A 15334-nucleotide genomic window follows, 5' to 3' on the forward strand; every position below is an offset into this window, starting at 1 on the left:
CTTTTGCCTCTTGCCCTGCGTGACTTAGATCATTCAGCAAGGGTAAGGGGGAAAGGCGATGCGCAACGCGGTATTTACATTTTTCGGAGGGCTGGCGCTGTCGGCCCTCCTGAGCTTTGGCGCTATGGCGCAGCAGGCCGAGATCGAAGAGACGATCAACAGCCAGTTCGACGCCTTTCGCGCGGATGATTTCGCCGCGGCTTTGGAGTTCGCCACGCCGAACTTGCAGCGCTATTTCCAGACCCCCGAGAACTTTCGCAGTATGGTCAGCAATGGCTATCCAATGGTGCAGAACCCTGCTGAGGTGCGGTTTCTGGATCACCGTGCGGATGGCACACGGTTTGTCCAAGTGGTGCAGGTCGTTGACCCCAAGGGCTTCACGCATCTGCTGGGTTATTTGATGGAGCAGACCGAGGAAGGCTGGCGCATTGGCGCGGTGCAAATCCTCGATGCGCCGGGCGCGAATGTGTGAGGTCTGTTGCGGCCCATACGCGCGGTGAACACAGTCACGATTAACACATCGTTGATACTTCCCTGACCTCGCGGTTCGGCCTGTCCGAGCCAGAGCAGTTGAGCGGCGCGCCTTGGTGAGAGGTGCGGGCCGGGGAAAGGAAATGCGATGAACAAGGCGATTACCGACGGTTTGGTGCTGATGCCGACACCCTTTGCGGCGGGTCTGGATGTCTGGTCGAGCGGCGATGGCACGCCAGGGTCAGACACCTATGAGAATGCCTCAAACGCGGCCTTTGTCCCGGCAGATCAGGATTTTGGTGGGGCGCTGGAATTGCTCAAGACACAGGCCACGCAGCGGCTGCGGTACATGGGCCAGACCACGCTTCTACCGGGCTGCTATCTGCGCGTGACGGCGCGGGTCAAGGCCGTGAGCGGCAACCTACCATCGGTGCGCATTGCAGGCTATCCGGCGCAATCAGGCGGGGGCAAAGTAGGCGGCGTGCCGGAGTTCGGACCGGCCACCACGCTTACCAGCTACGGTGAGGTGGTTGAGGTCAGCGCGATCATCGGCAGTGGCGACCGTGGCGGGGTCGATATGGTTTGGGGCACGCGGGCGACCTATGGCCATTTCGGGCTGGACCTGATCGGGCCGACGGGCGGCGTGGTGCGGATCGACGATATCGAGATCGAAGATGTAACCTCTGTTTTTCTACGGGACATGTTGGCGCAGGTTGATGTGCGCGACTTTGGTGCGGTGGGTAATGGGGTGACCGACGACACCGCCGCTTTTGAAGCTGCCAATGTCGCTGCCGATGGGCGTACGGTTCTGGTGCCTACGGGGAATTATCTGCTGAACGGCGATGTCACTTTCGACACGCCGGTAAAGTTTGAGGGCCATGTTACCATGCCCGTGGCGGCGATCCTGCTGCTACGCCGCAACTTTGACCTGCCCAGCTATATTGAGGCATTTGAGAACGAAGAGGTCGCGTTCCTCAAGGCGTTTCAGGCGCTGCTGAACAACGCGGACCACGATTCGCTCGATATGGGTGGGCGCAAGGTGAATGTGACCGGACCACTGGATATGCAGGCGGCGGTGCCTGACAAGACGAGCTATGCCACGCGCCGGGTGATCCGCAACGGCCAGCTTGAGGCGGCATCGAGCAGCAATTGGGACACGGTGGTGGTGACCTCGCAGGCGAGCTACTCAACCTCGCATAGTCGCAAGCTGACCAATGTGACCAACATCGCCAATGTGCCCGTGGGCGCGCTGGTCGAAGGCACCGGCGTGGGGCGTGAGATTTATGTGCGATCCAAGAATATCGCGACGCAGGAGGTCACCCTGAATGCGCCGCTATACGACGCAGCGGGCACCCAAAATTTTACCTTTCGCAAATTTCAATACATGGTGGATTTTAGTGGCTTTGCATCGCTGTCGAAATTCGTGATGGCGGATGTCGAATTCCAGTGCAACAACCGCTGCAGCGCGGTTAATCTTGCTCCCTCGGGGCTGATCTTTCATCTGCGCGATTGCTTCATCAGCCGGCCCAAAGACCGGGGTGTTACCTCGACCGGGGTGGGTTGTCAGGGCATGTTGATTGACCGCTGTCAGTTCCTTTCCGCTGAAGATGCGCTGACCGTGCCGAACCGCAGTAGCATCGCGCTGAACACCAACGCCAACGATGTAAAGCTACGCGATTGCCGCGCGACGAAGTTCCGCCATTTCGCGTTGTTGGCAGGGGGCAATAGCATCGTAACGGGCAACCACTTCTTCCAAGGCGACTCGGTTGAGAGTGGTGTGCGTTCGGCGGGGTTGATCCTTGCCTCGGCCCATACAAGTGCGGTGGTGACGGGGAATTACGTCGACAATTGCTTTATCGAATGGACGAACGAGCAAGACCCGACCCCGGCCTTCACCACTGGCTATTCGTTCAGCGCGCTTTGTATCAGCGACAATATCTTCCTGTCGGGCGCGGTCGCGCCGTGGTTCAGCTATATTGTGGTCAAGCCGCATGGGGCAGGGCATTTCCTGAGCGGGGTGAACATCTCGGGCAATCGGTTCCGAAGCTTGATTGGCGGTATTGACCGGGTCGAGCGTGTGGATACGACATTTGCCGATCTTGATCTCTCGCGTTGTAAGAATGTGGTGATGAAGGGCAATTCCTTTCACGCCGTCTCGGCGCAGGTCGAGAATATGGCCGAGATCGAATTTACCCAAACCACACCGTCAAATACATGGGTGATTGATACCTCTGGTCATCTGCCTTTTGGTGGGCAGGCCCTGAATACCGATGCGGTGGTGGCCCATGGTGCGATCCGCAACGGTAACAATGTGGCACAGTTCGATATGCCTTATGTCACCCATGCCGAAGGGCCTGACCGGGATCAGATCCATGTGGTCTGGCCGTCGGCAGTGCGGGGCAAAGTCTCGGTGATGGTGCGAATGGACAACCGTTAACCCCCGGTTCGGGGCGATACGTTAAATGGCCCTGCCGAAAATGGTGGGGCCATTTGCGTTAGAATCCGCGCCAAAGGCTGACGGTAAGGGCCGAGTTTTCAGGCGCATCAAAGGGCACTTCGCTGCCCAGTTGGACGCGGAATTTGCTAAAGCTTGGCGATAGAACAATGGAGGGGGCGAATTTGGCATAGGTTTCGCCCCCGGTGTAGGTAACGAAAACCTGCGTCATACCAGTGACGACTTCGGTGAAATCGAACCCCGCGGTGGTGTCGAGTTTGATGACCTCTTGCGAGAATCCAAACTCCCATTTTGCGGAGGCATCGACGGTCAGCCAGCCATTGCGTTCGCCGAACGTAAAGCCACGGCCCCATGACAGCCCGGCACGGAGATGCGGCGAGATGAGCACATCTGTCCAGCTTGCCCCTGCACCAAGATCGTAGGCCCAGCGGCCCCGCTCGGTCGGCTCTCCCAAAGGGAAACGCAGGAAAACGGTGGCGCTGCCGTTTTGCAGTCCGAAACGGCTTTGGCCTGTATTGAGGTCAAAGCCAAGGGTCAGGTTCTCGCGCAGTCCGTATTCGATGTAGGTGCTTTGGGTGAGATCGTAAAAGTAAGTTGCCGAGAATGACGTGGAGAGGAAGCTTGTCCCTTCTTCGCGCAGCCACGGCCCAGCGTGGGCGACTGCGGCGCTGAACTGGTAGGCCACAAGAGTAAGGCAAAGGGCAGATCGCATAGCAGGCTCCTGCAGCGATCTTGGTTAATAGCGGTTAATAAATCGTTTCTGCGGGTGGCCGAACGTAAAAACCCGGAGCCAAGGGCACCGGGTTTCTAAGTCGTCTATGTAGGTTGTATCACACGTGGGCTTTGTTGCCGCGTGGGCCTGCAATCAGCCAGACGATGAAGCCCAGCACTGGCAGGATGATGATCCCCAATACCCAAGCAATCTTGGCCGCGCCCGAGGCGCTTGAGGTGATGACCTGATAGATGGCGTAGATGTCGGCGATGAGGACGATAAGCCCTAAAAGTCCATATTCCATTCTGTGTCTCCTCTTGAAAGCGTGTATTTCCTATTGAATGCTCAACCCAGCTACGGCCTCTTTGGTTCCGGGGGCCTGTCTTTGACTGAATGAGCCAGAACCCGCCAGCTTGCCCGCTATGCGGGAACCGGCGGTGCCTGCCTTGGGTTTTGTTTCTACATCAACCAAGAAAGGAACAGGCCATGACTGACACCACAGCACCCGCATCGCTGGTTTCTTCGGACAATGTGAACGGCACCGCCATTTTCAGCGCGGATGGGACCGAAATCGGCCATATCGACCATCTGATGATCGATAAGAAATCCGGCAAAGTCGCTTACGCCGTTATGGGTTTCGGCGGCTTTCTGGGCATAGGCGAAGAACACTATCCCGTGCCATGGAACGCGCTGGACTATGACCCAGCCCGCGATGGTTTCATGACAAACATTGACGAGACGACAGTCAAAGGCGCACCAGAGCGTACCGACAGTTGGTACAGCGACCGTTCATGGCAAGAACGTACCTTTGATCACTACGGGGTGCCTTATTACTGGCTTTGACCGCTCACACTAGGCATCTGGAGGGAGGCCGCGGCGCCTCCCTTTTTGCTGCGCGGTTCATCGCGCAGCCCATTGTTTTTGAAGCGCAGATCGGGTCTCATGACGAAGGCTGACTGTTAGCCGCGTTTATTAAAAGGGGCCGCCGATGCGCTGTTTGATCGTTATGGGTATGATGCTCACCCTTGCAGGGTGCGGCGTGCCATTCATACCGCTGATTTAATCGGGCCATTCGCCCAAATTTATAGGAGACCCGTTGATGGAAGCCTTTCTTGATACGCTTGGCGCGGTGGCGCTGATCGCGCTTGTAGTTGTGGGGCTTGCCGCCGGGGCGATTGCCGGGGCTGTCGCAGGCCGGAACCGTCTGTTGTACCTTATTCTGGGGGTGATTGGCGCGGTGGCGCTGCCTTTCATCCTTGCAGCACTCGGCGTGACGGTCGTGGCGGCAGGGGGCTTGCTGTTGCTGCTGGTTGTTGCGGCAGTTGGTGCAGCGCTGGTACTGGCGCTTGTCGCAGCGCTTCGGCGATAGCAGAGCATAGTTTTTCGAGTGAGATGCGCGGGCCACCCCAAAAGGGCGGCTCGTTGCGTTTAGCGTTTGCGCCGTTTCACGTTGCCGCCACGCATGCCGCCTCGGCCAGAGGTGCTGCGCCCCGACGCTTTTTGAGCGGCATCGACAGCGCGGTCCACCGCTTGTTGACGGGCCATCGGATCGTCGGCCACAGCCAGATCGACTGCCTCCAGCCGCTTGACCTCATCGCGCAGCCTTGCGGCTTCTTCGAACTCAAGGTTCTCGGCAGCTTTGCGCATGTCGACCCTCAGCCCATCAAGCACAGTTTGAAGGTTGCCGCCCGCTAGGGGGTTGTCGACCTTGGCAGTGACCCGGTTCATATCGACATCACCTTTGTAAAGGCCGGCCAGAATGTCATCGACGTTCTTTTTGACCGTGGCGGGCGTGATGCCGTGTTCTTCGTTATAGGCCAGCTGCTTGGCGCGGCGGCGGTCGGTTTCGCCCATCGCCCGTTCCATACTGCCGGTGATGCGGTCGGCATACATGATTACGCGGCCTTCGGCGTTTCGCGCGGCCCGGCCAATGGTCTGAATGAGCGAGGTTTCAGAGCGCAGGAAGCCCTCCTTGTCCGCGTCCAGAATGGCCACCAGCCCACATTCGGGGATGTCCAGCCCCTCCCGCAATAGGTTGATCCCGATCAGCACGTCAAAGGCGCCCAAACGCAAGTCGCGCAGAATTTCGATCCGCTCGATCGTGTCGATGTCACTGTGCATGTAGCGCACGCGGATGCCCTGTTCGTGCATATATTCGGTCAGGTCTTCGGCCATCCGCTTGGTTAGCACGGTACACAGGGTCCGGTAGCCATCGGCGGCGACTTTGCGCACCTCATCAAGCAGATCGTCGACCTGCATTTCAACTGGGCGGATCTCAATTTGCGGGTCGATCAGACCTGTCGGGCGAATGATTTGTTCGGTGAATACGCCTCCGGTTTGCTCGATCTCCCACGCGGCGGGCGTGGCCGAGACAAAGACCGACTGCGGGCGCATCGCGTCCCATTCCTCGAACTTCAGCGGGCGGTTGTCCATGCAGGACGGCAGACGGAAGCCGTGTTCGGCGAGCGTGAATTTGCGCCGATAGTCGCCCTTGTACATGCCGCCGATCTGCGGGACCGAAACGTGGGATTCATCCGCAAAAACGATGGCGTTGTCAGGGATGAATTCGAACAGGGTGGGGGGCGGCTCCCCGGGCGCGCGGCCTGTGAGGTAGCGCGAGTAGTTTTCGATCCCGTTGCAGACGCCGGTGGCCTCCAGCATCTCGAGGTCGAAGTTCGTCCGTTGCTCAAGCCGCTGCGCCTCAAGCAGTTTGCCGTCGGCGACCAGTTGATCCAACCGCGTGCGCAGCTCTTTCTTGATCCCGATGATCGCCTGAGACATCGTTGGCTTCGGCGTCACATAGTGGCTGTTCGCATAGACGCGGATTTGGTCGAAAGTGTCGGTCTTTTCGCCCGTCAGAGGGTCGAACTCGGTGATGCTCTCCAACTCTTCACCAAAGAAGGACAGCCGCCATGCGCGGTCATCAAGGTGGGCCGGGAAGATTTCGAGACTGTCGCCGCGTACCCGGAATGAACCACGTTGGAAGGCCGCGTCATTGCGTTTGTACTGCTGCGCCACCAGATCGGCGATGACTTTGCGCTGGTCGTAGCTTTCACCGGCTTTCAGATCTTGGGTCATCGCGCCGTAGGTTTCGACGCTACCGATACCATAAATGCACGACACCGAGGCGACAATAATCACGTCGTCACGCTCCAAAAGCGCGCGGGTGGCGGAGTGGCGCATCCGGTCGATCTGTTCGTTGATCTGGGATTCCTTCTCGATGAAGGTATCGGACCGCGCGACATAGGCTTCGGGCTGGTAGTAGTCATAGTATGAGACGAAATATTCCACCGCGTTGTCGGGGAAGAAGCCCTTAAATTCGCCGTAAAGCTGCGCCGCCAGCGTCTTGTTCGGCGCAAGGATGATCGCCGGGCGTTGCGTTTCCTCGATCACCTTGGCCATGGTGAAAGTCTTGCCCGTGCCGGTCGCGCCTAGAAGCACCTGATCGCGCTCGCCCGAGTTCACCCCTTCGGTCAATTCTTTGATTGCGGTGGGCTGGTCGCCCGCCGGAGCGAACTCGGTCACCAGCTTGAACTTATGGCCGCCCTCCAGCTTGGGGCGGCTGCGCACGTCTGGCGCGGGGTTTGCCAGCATCGGCATCCCCTCGGATTTGTCGGAATGGGCATAGGGCATCGCGGGTATCCTTCGTCAAGCTTCCCATAGGTGCCCTCTTTCACGCGGGGTTCAAGGGGCAGGGGGCCGCGAAGGGCGCTTTTGCCGCTACTTCATCAATCGTTTACGATTCTGTCGCACCTTGCGGGCAAGGGGCGCGAGCGAGGCGTTCATGACCTGATCGGGGCTTTTGCCCAGCATCATCGCCTGCGTTCCGGCGCTGAAGGCTTTGACCATGGCCGGGCCTTTTTCGGCGACCATGCGGTTATTCTCGCCGGGGCGTGCGGGAAGGGCACCGGCCATGGCCAGAATGCGCAATGACATGACGATCTGGGTTTCAAAGGCCAGCGAGGCAAGCTGGCTCTGCATGGCAAAAATGGCGAAGGGGTTCATGTGGAAGGCTCCAATGGGGTTCTACTCATGTAGTCTCTGCACTGCAGCATGGTAGGGTCTATTTGCATTGTCTTGCATTCCCTTGCTCCTTTGCGTGGAATATTAGATAAAGCGCGTGGTTCCTGAAGCGAGAGTCCCGAAATGCGTGCACGTATCTACCAACCCGCCCGTACAGCGATGTCCTCCGGCACGGCCAAGACCCGTGTCTGGCTGCTCGAGTTTTCGCCAGCGGAAGCACGCAGCGTTGATCCTTTGATGGGGTGGACATCGTCGGATGACACGCAAAGCCAAGTGCGCTTGCAGTTCGACACCCGCGAAGTTGCCGAAGAATACGCCCGCGATCACGGTATCGATGCGCAGGTGCAACTGCCGAACAAGCGCAAACCTAACATCCGCGCGGGCGGCTACGGTGAGAATTTCGCGACCGGACGTCGTGGGGCTTGGACGCACTGAAGGCTTTTGTAAATCGGGGCAAAGTTGTCTCGGAATCGGGTTAAGGATTTCGCAGAGCCCCGGATTTGGACGTTGGTGAGCGCGGCGCGCAACGTTTTGACGCTCGTCAGATCGCTGCCGAAATTCCCGAAGCCGGCTTCCTCAGGGCGACCCAACTGTTTGACCCACGATAAATTGGCCATTCCGGGGTAATTTGACCATTCCGGCACAGACCAAATGATGACGGCTGCCATGAAACCGGTGGTTTCTCTTTATTTCAACACCTTGCGGCACCGTCGGTTTTGCGGCTTCTGATGCGCCATGACAGTGCTCCGGCCTGGTGGGCGCCGTTGACGGCCAGTCGCGATTTCGGCATCCCTCAGGGCAAATCCTGCCGGGTTCTTTCCAAGCACTTCCTTCTGCAGATCCTCTGCCTGAGGGCATAGCGCGACGCGCCAGAAAGGCCCCCATGACGAAGATCAATTTCATCGATGCCTCCTTCGCTGATCCCGACGAGAACGAGTTCGCCCTTAAGCGCCGCTTCGAGTGGCGCCCGCGCAAGCTCCGTGCCCTTCAGAACGGGGTGTCCCCAGAGGTTCCAGCAATCGCTACAGCATGCCGTCCCGGTTCGCGGAGCAACATGTGTCGCTGCGCGCCTATGCAGGCCGGATCGTGCTGGTGTCGGGCCACGATGGCATCGCCGAGCACAAGCGTCGCTTCACCCGCAACGTCAGCTACTTTGAGCCGTGGCATTACGTGCCGCTGCTGGATCGCAAGCCAGGTGCCTTGCGCAACGGGGCACCCTTCGTGGACTGGCAACTGCCCGGTGCCATGCATCGGATCAGGGAGCACTACATGGTCGGCAAAGGTGGGGGCCGGGAGTTTGTCGATCTGCTTCTGCTGGCCCAGGATCACGGGATCGAGGTGGTCGAGACGGCTTGCGAGTTGGCAGTGGAACAAAGCACGCTGCGCCTGCCCGCAATCATCAATCTGATCAACCAGTTGGTGGAGCCGGTCATCACGCCACTCAGCGACGCCTATACCTATCCGCAGCTGACCCTTCGGCCCGAGGCCGATTGCAAGCGCTATGAGGTGCTGTGTGCAGCCGGGGAGGTCGCGGCATGAATGCCCTCATCGACCAACTCACCGCCCTGAGGCTGCACGGAATGGCAGCTTGCGCCCATGATTTGCTGTCCGCGCGCAAGCCACCAAGTCTGACCACAGCGATAAAGCAACTGGTCGATGCTGAGACTGTAGAGCGGCGGGCGCGCTCCATCCAGTATCAAATGCGCATCGCGAAGTTCCCCCATCACAAGGACTTCGCCACCTTCGATTACGGTGCGGCCGCCGTCACTCAGACCCAGATCGAACCGTTCTGCTCGGGCCAGTTCACCGAAGAGGCACACAACCTCATCGTGGTGGGCGGAACCGGGACGGGAAAAACCCATATCGCCATCGCGCTTGGAGCCGCCTTGATCAACAATGGCAAGAAGGCCCACTTCTTCAACGCGGTCGATCTGATCAATGACCTGATCAAGGAGCAGGCCGATGGCAATGCCGGGAAGGTTGTCCGGCAACTGTCGGCCCTGGATTGCGTTATCATCGACGAGTTGGGCTATATCCCGTTCCCGAAATCCGGCGGCACACAGCTGTTCCACCTGATCAGCAAGCTCTACGAAAAAGCCAGCGTCATCATCACCGCCAACGTGGAGTTCGGGGAATGGGTCGCTGTCTTCGGCGATGCCAAAATGACAACCGCGCTGTTGGATCGCGTCACGCACCACTGCGCCATCATCGAGACCGGTAATAGATCCTACCGCTTCGCACAGAGCAAAAGTCGCACAGAAAAATAACCATGCCGCAAGCAAAGCCCCCAGACGGACTCGCTACATGAGGGCGGCCCGCCTGGGGGCTTTGCCATCCGATAGGCGGGTCAAAATCAAACGCTGAACCAGGGGGCAGTTTTGAACGCTCATTGACAGCGCAGGATGAAATCGCAAAGCAGTATGGCTTCAACAGCTGGAGCGAAATGTCCGCTTATAAAGTCCATCCTATTGCTGAACATGAAATTTTAGTGGGCTTTCGGCAGGAGCTAAGCGGCCGTGATCATGAGGTCTATTACGATCATCTTTTTGTTGAGGCTATGGCGCAAGGGAAAGAGCAGGTTGCTTCGTCCGTATTCATCGCAACGGGTGTTGAGGAGGTCGACGGTGAAACCTTATATGTCACAAATATACATTTCGTCTCCCCGGAACGGGGGGCAGATGAAGATATTCGGGAGGTCCGTGTGCAGGATGTGCAGGCCTTACGCGCGCTGTTGGATGGTGGCATGACAATCCGGCAGACTTTAGCCATTCTGGATGGCCTAGGAGTTTTTGACCTCTACTAGAGAAATGGCACGGAACTATCAACTTAGGCGTAGCCGGTGCCATAGCTTGATTTTGGGTAGGAAATCTGATTCCTGACAGGGCTTGCGAGGACCTTTTCTGGATGTGAAATGAGAAGCCTAGCGGGATGGGCGGGATGCCCGCCCCCTGGATTGGCCCCGGTTCCAGCCGCGATCGTCACGCAGCACCGCCCACAGGTAGCCAGTCTTGGTTTTGCCATGTCCGGGGTCCAAAGCGGGAGCCGTCGTCTTATCGATATACGGCCGGGTACTGCCTTGTTTTAGCAGTACCGCCATTCGATCCACCACCGCTGCGATCAGTGTACCGGTCCGGCCTATCCAGTCGGCGAGGACCGATCGGTCGTTTAGCACGCCCTGCCGCGCCATGACTACGGCTTGATGGTTCAGCGGCATGTACTCTGAATGCTTGGACACGGCGATCTGCGCCAGCAGCGCCTAAGTGGGCCAGCTGCCCTCCAGAAGATGCGCGGGAGCTTTCGCCTGAAGTACGCCCGCGCGTCCTTTGGGGCGGGCGTACTTCGGGCGGACCGTGACAATCACTCGATACCGCGCCGGATGTAGTCCAGCCGGCCCCCCCCGCACCGTTGTTCCAGTTGAGGCAAAACTCGGCGGCTTCTCGAGCTACCTGTGTCGCCGCTACCCTCTAAATCTTTGTTCTTGACAGATACCGTGTTTGACGAAATTCTTTACATACGAAATCTTTTTCACATACGTGAAGAATTCTGCGTCTTTGAGGAAGGACGCACGGCTCAAATGGGGGGAGAGTATGTCTGTTAAGCAGGTCGAAAACGTGCTGCGTTTTTTCGAATTTTTCTCGGACGAACGAGTGCCTGCAACGTTGACGCGGCTGTCGGCGGCCCTGTCGCTACCGGTCTCTAGCACCAGCAATCTAATTAAGACGCTGCGTGAACAGGGATACCTATTCGAGGTGCGCCCAAGAGGTGGGTTCTATCCCACCCGGAGGCTATTCGACGTTAGCCAGAACATCATTGATGGCGATCCGGTTCTTGCAAGCGTGCGCGACCAAATGGCCAAACTACGCTCCGAAACCGGAGAAACGGTGCTGCTGGCAGCTCGCGACGGTAACGACCTAATCTACCTGGATACAATGGTTTCCGATCAGGGGGTGCGATACTCGGCTGAGCCCGGTGAACGGCGTCCCATCTATGCTGTGTCATCTGGAAAGGCGTTGCTCGCCGCGCTCGATGACAAGGCATTAATGGCTGAACTCGAGGCGATGGACTACTCCGGTGCCAACGAGAATTCTGTGACCGATCCGGACAAGTTGTTCCAAATGATCGTTGAGGGCCGCCAGCGTGGCTGGTTCCTTAACGCGACCGAGTTCACTCCCGAGGTTTCGGGCGTGGGGGTTATGCTGGAGGTCGCAGGCCGCCAGCTTGGTTTGTCGGTAGCCGGGCCGAACTATCGCATGGAAGGCCGGCATGCCTCAATCGCCGAGGCGCTTACTCGATCAATAAAGGCGCTCTGCGACCAGATAAGCGGGTCGGGAGGCATCAAATGTTAAATAAAACCATGCACATCATAGACACGGCATTCACCGCCGTTGCCGTTACTGCCATCGCAGCATTGACGCTTCTCGTCGTCGCGGATGTCTCCTTGCGCTACGGCATTGGCAAGCCAGTGTTCTTCGCACATGACGTCGTCGTCCTGTACCTGACACCCGCTCTTTTCTTCTTTGGTGTCGGTCCAACGTATTGGCGCGACGAGCACCTCGCTGTCGATCTTCTCGTGTTGCGCCTATCAGTTCGAAAACGTGCCGTGACAGATGCAGTCAGTGCTACCATCGGCCTGTTCATCTTCTCACTTCTTATCTGGGTGTCATGGGACAGAGCATGGACAAGCTTTGTTAACAGTGAGCGGATCGCCAGCATTGTGCCCTGGCCAGCATGGCTCAGTTACATCTTAGTGCCGGTCGGATCGGTAGCGATGGCCCTTGTCTGTTTGGCGCGCCTCTTTCTGGCCATCCGAGTCGTTCTCACCGGTGAAAAGCCTTCTAGGGCTCAACACACCGAACCCGGGGAAGAAGCATTATGACCTCGCTGATTGTCGTTATCGGACTTCTCTTTCTTCTGTTCCTCGGGGTTCCGGTTGGTCTCGCGCTTGCCTTTTCAGGCATGGTGGGACTGGTCGCTATTGTCGGATTCAACTCAGCCTTGTCGGTTCTAGCAACCACTCCACTGTCCACGACCAACGGTTATGAGCTAATCGCCGTCCCGCTGTTCATTCTGATGGCCGAGTTTGTGATCGTAAGCGGCATCGCCGATCGGATGTTCAAGGCGATTACGATCTGGGTTGGCCGTTTGCCCGGTGGTCTGGCTGTTGCCACGGCCCTTGCCGGGGCTGGCTTTGGTGCAATCTCTGGATCTTCAACTGCGGCCGCTGCGGCTCTGTCGTCGACATCAATACCCGCCATGCAAAAGGCTGGCTATGAAGCCAAATTTTCAGCTGGCGTGGTGGCCGTCTCGGGCACTTTGGCCATGCTCATCCCGCCCTCGATTGCCTTGGTCCTCTACGGCATTATCGTCGAAGTGAATATCGCGTCGCTGCTGATTGGCGGCGTTATCCCCGGTGTTCTGGTGACCTTTGGTATTATCGTAACGATCTACGCCCTCATGGCGCGCGATCCATCCATTGCCCCAGCGGCAAAGCGTTGGTCACTGCGGGAAAAGCTTTTTGCCCTGCGCGAGATTGGCCCGATGCTCGCCTTACTCGCATGTGTAACAGGTTCGATCTATCTTGGGGTTGCAACACCCACGGAGGCCGCTGGCCTCGGGGCATTCGGAGCCTTCGTCATCGCTGCCGCTTTTCGTTCGCTGACCTGGGCAAGAACTTGGGGCGCCCTGTCTCGTGCGGTGCGCGCGACCTGTATGATTTTCCTAATCATCATCGGCGCGCACATCTTCGGCTATGTCCTGACATTGGGGCAGATAACCCCACAGTTCGTGACGTGGATCACCACGCTGAACGTTTCGCCCTATGTCGTGATGGCCGGGATCATCCTGTTCTACTTGGTTCTTGGCTGTTTCATGGATCAGCTCGCCATTCTGATCCTGACTGTTCCCGTCATGGTGCCAGCCATCGTCACCTTGGGTTTTGATCCGGTCTGGTTCGGCGTGATCGTCGTCGTCTCCGCTGAGGTAGGCATGATCACACCGCCTCTAGGCATGAACATCTTTGTGGTAGCCCGCTATGCCGGAAGACCGCTATCAGAGATCTTCCGTGGCGTCGCGCCGCATGTGGTAACCCATCTGATCATCATCGCATTGCTTATCGCGTTTCCACAGCTGGTTCTGTGGCTGCCCAGCACAATCAACAACTAAAAAGGACACTGAAAATGACGCAACCAAAGGCTGCAGATCTGGACCCATCCGTTTTTTTCATGACCGAAGACATGGCGCAGCCCTATTCGCCAGGCGGACACTCCGGAACTGTAAATCGTCGTCTCGTTTCTCCTGAAACCGGCGCAACCCAAATGGAAGTTCTGATCGGACGGATCGAGCCGGGCCAAGGCGCCAGCGCACATTTCCATCCGGGAATTGATCAGTTCTGCTGGATGCTCGCAGGCCACGCGGACGTTACCATCGGGTCGCATAAACAAGAGATTGGGCCAGGAGAAAGCTGCTTTTTCGCCGCCGACATGCCGCACACTTTCACCGCCATTGGTGAGACGCCGGTGCGTGTGCTCATTTGTTACGCCCCCCCTTACGGAGAAGGCGCTCGCGTCGAGTGTTAAGGGCAATTTCTACCAAACATGATGAACTGGAGGAGTAAAATCATGAAAACGACCCTAACTGCGATCTGTTTGCTGGCGGTGAGCGCTATCAACCCGGCGTTTGCGCAAGAGGTTACACTGAAGATCGCCGACAGTCTGCCAGCGGACCACATCATTACCAAGAATACGACCGACGTATTCATGGCGCGGGTGCAGGAAGAACTGGGCGACCGCGTTGCCTTCGAACACTATCCTGCTCAGCAGCTTGCTAAAGCAAAGGACATCCTTTCCATTACTCAGGCCGGGATCGCAGACATCGGCTATATCGTGCCATCCTATGTATCTGAGAAGATGCCTTTGGGTGGCGTCGTGGAGCTGCCCGGCGAAATCGCATCTTCTTGCGAAGGATCGCTGGCGTTCCGCAACCTCGTGCAACCCGGTGGGATGCTCGACGAACTCGAGTTTCAGCCTGCTGGCGTTCGCGTGCTCTACAACGTCGCACTCTCACCTTACCAGGCAATTTTCTCAGAACGGGCAGGTGTGGGCTCGCTGGATGAATTCGACGGTATGAAGCTGCGTTCGAATGCTGGCGCGATGGAATTGTCGCTACAGTCGGTCGAAGCCGTTCCTGTACGCATGACGCCGCCAGAGATTTTTGATGCCATGACAAAAGGCACAATCGACGGTGCTCTTTTGCCCTTCACCTCTACCTTCTCCTATGGTCTCGATCAGATCGTCGGGTCGGCTACGCGGAACGCGAATTTTGGCACCGTTGGGATTACCTATTCCATCTCGGAAAAGAAGTGGGACAACCTTCCCCAGGATGTTCAGGAAGTCCTGACCCGCGTCGGGCAAGAGGTGACGGAAAGCGCTTGCTTGGCGTTTGACGAAGCAGAGGTTCAGTTCGCCGACGACCTCTCTGCTAAGAGTGTTAATGTCTTCAGTCTCTCTGACGATGAGACAGCGCGGCTGAACGCATCCTTCGAAACCGTTGCCCAAGATTGGGCTAAAAACCTCGACAGCCGGGACAAGAAGGGCAGCGAAGCGCTTGCGGCCTTCCGCAGCGAAGTCGAAAAGCTACAAGTCGCGAACGAGTAAATCCTCCAATAGCGGCGACGG

17 protein-coding genes and 1 pseudogene are annotated in these 15334 nt (G+C 57.8%); 13 read left to right on the forward strand and 5 right to left on the reverse strand.

The features are described from left to right. The first annotated feature begins 58 nt into the window (after positions 1-58). A complete protein-coding gene (locus BM229_RS12835) occupies positions 59-472 on the forward strand; it encodes a DUF4864 domain-containing protein (protein WP_093928053.1) in 414 nt (137 codons plus the stop codon). Between the two features lie 147 nt (positions 473-619). Then, positions 620-2908, forward strand: a complete 2289-nt coding sequence (locus BM229_RS12840) for a glycosyl hydrolase family 28-related protein (protein WP_093928054.1) — start codon at positions 620-622, stop codon at positions 2906-2908. 58 nt (positions 2909-2966) lie between these two features. On the opposite strand, the gene BM229_RS12845 is transcribed toward BM229_RS12840, so the two are convergent. Next, a complete protein-coding gene (locus BM229_RS12845; RefSeq protein ID WP_093928055.1) occupies positions 2967-3638 on the reverse strand; it encodes a hypothetical protein in 672 nt (223 codons plus the stop codon). Between the two features lie 118 nt (positions 3639-3756). Further along, complete coding sequence (locus BM229_RS12850; protein WP_093928056.1) at positions 3757-3942, reverse strand: PLDc N-terminal domain-containing protein; 186 nt, start codon at positions 3940-3942, stop codon at positions 3757-3759. A 182-nt stretch (positions 3943-4124) separates the two neighbouring features. Between BM229_RS12850 and BM229_RS12855 the strand changes: the two genes are divergently transcribed. Continuing rightward, positions 4125-4481 carry a PRC-barrel domain-containing protein gene (locus BM229_RS12855; protein WP_093928057.1) on the forward strand — a complete coding sequence of 119 codons (357 nt, stop codon included), beginning with the start codon at positions 4125-4127 and terminating at the stop codon, positions 4479-4481. A gap of 256 nt (positions 4482-4737) precedes the next feature. Next, positions 4738-5007, forward strand: coding sequence for a GlsB/YeaQ/YmgE family stress response membrane protein (locus BM229_RS12860; RefSeq protein WP_093928058.1), 270 nt, complete (start codon positions 4738-4740; stop codon positions 5005-5007). A gap of 59 nt (positions 5008-5066) precedes the next feature. Here the strand turns inward: BM229_RS12860 and uvrB are convergent, their stop codons facing one another. Both uvrB and BM229_RS12870 read right to left on the reverse strand, forming a co-directional pair. Further along, entirely contained in the window at positions 5067-7271 is a 2205-nt protein-coding gene (gene uvrB / locus BM229_RS12865) for an excinuclease ABC subunit UvrB (RefSeq protein ID WP_093928059.1), read from the reverse strand. An 87-nt stretch (positions 7272-7358) separates the two neighbouring features. Continuing rightward, entirely contained in the window at positions 7359-7643 is a 285-nt protein-coding gene (locus tag BM229_RS12870) for an antifreeze protein (protein ID WP_093928060.1), read from the reverse strand. Between the two features lie 141 nt (positions 7644-7784). On the opposite strand from BM229_RS12870, the gene BM229_RS12875 reads away from it, so the two are divergent. The 4 genes from BM229_RS12875 (at position 7785) to BM229_RS12890 (ending at position 10464) form a co-directional block, all read left to right on the forward strand. Next, entirely contained in the window at positions 7785-8096 is a 312-nt protein-coding gene (locus BM229_RS12875; protein WP_093928061.1) for an ETC complex I subunit, read from the forward strand. 525 nt (positions 8097-8621) lie between these two features. After that, positions 8622-9200: a Mu transposase domain-containing protein gene (locus BM229_RS12880; RefSeq protein WP_420855258.1), complete on the forward strand. Its 579-nt coding sequence runs from the start codon at positions 8622-8624 to the stop codon at positions 9198-9200. Beyond that, positions 9197-9928, forward strand: coding sequence for an IS21-like element helper ATPase IstB (gene istB / locus BM229_RS12885; protein ID WP_093928063.1), 732 nt, complete (start codon positions 9197-9199; stop codon positions 9926-9928). The genes BM229_RS12880 and istB overlap by 4 nt, the downstream gene beginning before the upstream one ends. Positions 9929-10050: 122 nt before the next feature. Continuing rightward, positions 10051-10464 carry a hypothetical protein gene (locus BM229_RS12890; protein WP_139226282.1) on the forward strand — a complete coding sequence of 138 codons (414 nt, stop codon included), beginning with the start codon at positions 10051-10053 and terminating at the stop codon, positions 10462-10464. 159 nt (positions 10465-10623) lie between these two features. Here BM229_RS12890 and BM229_RS12895 read toward each other — a convergent pair. Beyond that, a pseudogene (locus BM229_RS12895) lies at positions 10624-11037 on the reverse strand (transposase); the annotation flags it as partial. Between the two features lie 211 nt (positions 11038-11248). Between BM229_RS12895 and BM229_RS12900 the strand changes: the two are divergent. From BM229_RS12900 to BM229_RS12920, 5 genes are read left to right on the forward strand one after another with little or no spacing between them, the layout of a single operon-like run. Then, positions 11249-12007, forward strand: a complete 759-nt coding sequence (locus BM229_RS12900; RefSeq protein WP_139226283.1) for an IclR family transcriptional regulator — start codon at positions 11249-11251, stop codon at positions 12005-12007. Further along, complete coding sequence (locus BM229_RS12905) at positions 12001-12537, forward strand: TRAP transporter small permease subunit (RefSeq protein ID WP_093928066.1); 537 nt, start codon at positions 12001-12003, stop codon at positions 12535-12537. The genes BM229_RS12900 and BM229_RS12905 overlap by 7 nt, the downstream gene beginning before the upstream one ends. Then, a complete protein-coding gene (locus BM229_RS12910; RefSeq protein ID WP_093928067.1) occupies positions 12534-13823 on the forward strand; it encodes a TRAP transporter large permease in 1290 nt (429 codons plus the stop codon). The genes BM229_RS12905 and BM229_RS12910 overlap by 4 nt, the downstream gene beginning before the upstream one ends. Positions 13824-13837: 14 nt before the next feature. Beyond that, complete coding sequence (locus tag BM229_RS12915) at positions 13838-14236, forward strand: cupin domain-containing protein (RefSeq protein ID WP_208604081.1); 399 nt, start codon at positions 13838-13840, stop codon at positions 14234-14236. Between the two features lie 42 nt (positions 14237-14278). Beyond that, the gene (locus tag BM229_RS12920; RefSeq protein WP_167360252.1) at positions 14279-15313 is read left to right on the forward strand and encodes a TRAP transporter substrate-binding protein; all 1035 of its coding nucleotides are present in this window, start codon (positions 14279-14281) and stop codon (positions 15311-15313) included. The last annotated feature ends 21 nt before the right edge of the window (positions 15314-15334 follow it).

It is taken from the genome of Sulfitobacter dubius, assembly GCF_900113435.1.
Classification (GTDB): Bacteria; Pseudomonadota; Alphaproteobacteria; order Rhodobacterales; family Rhodobacteraceae; genus Sulfitobacter; species Sulfitobacter dubius.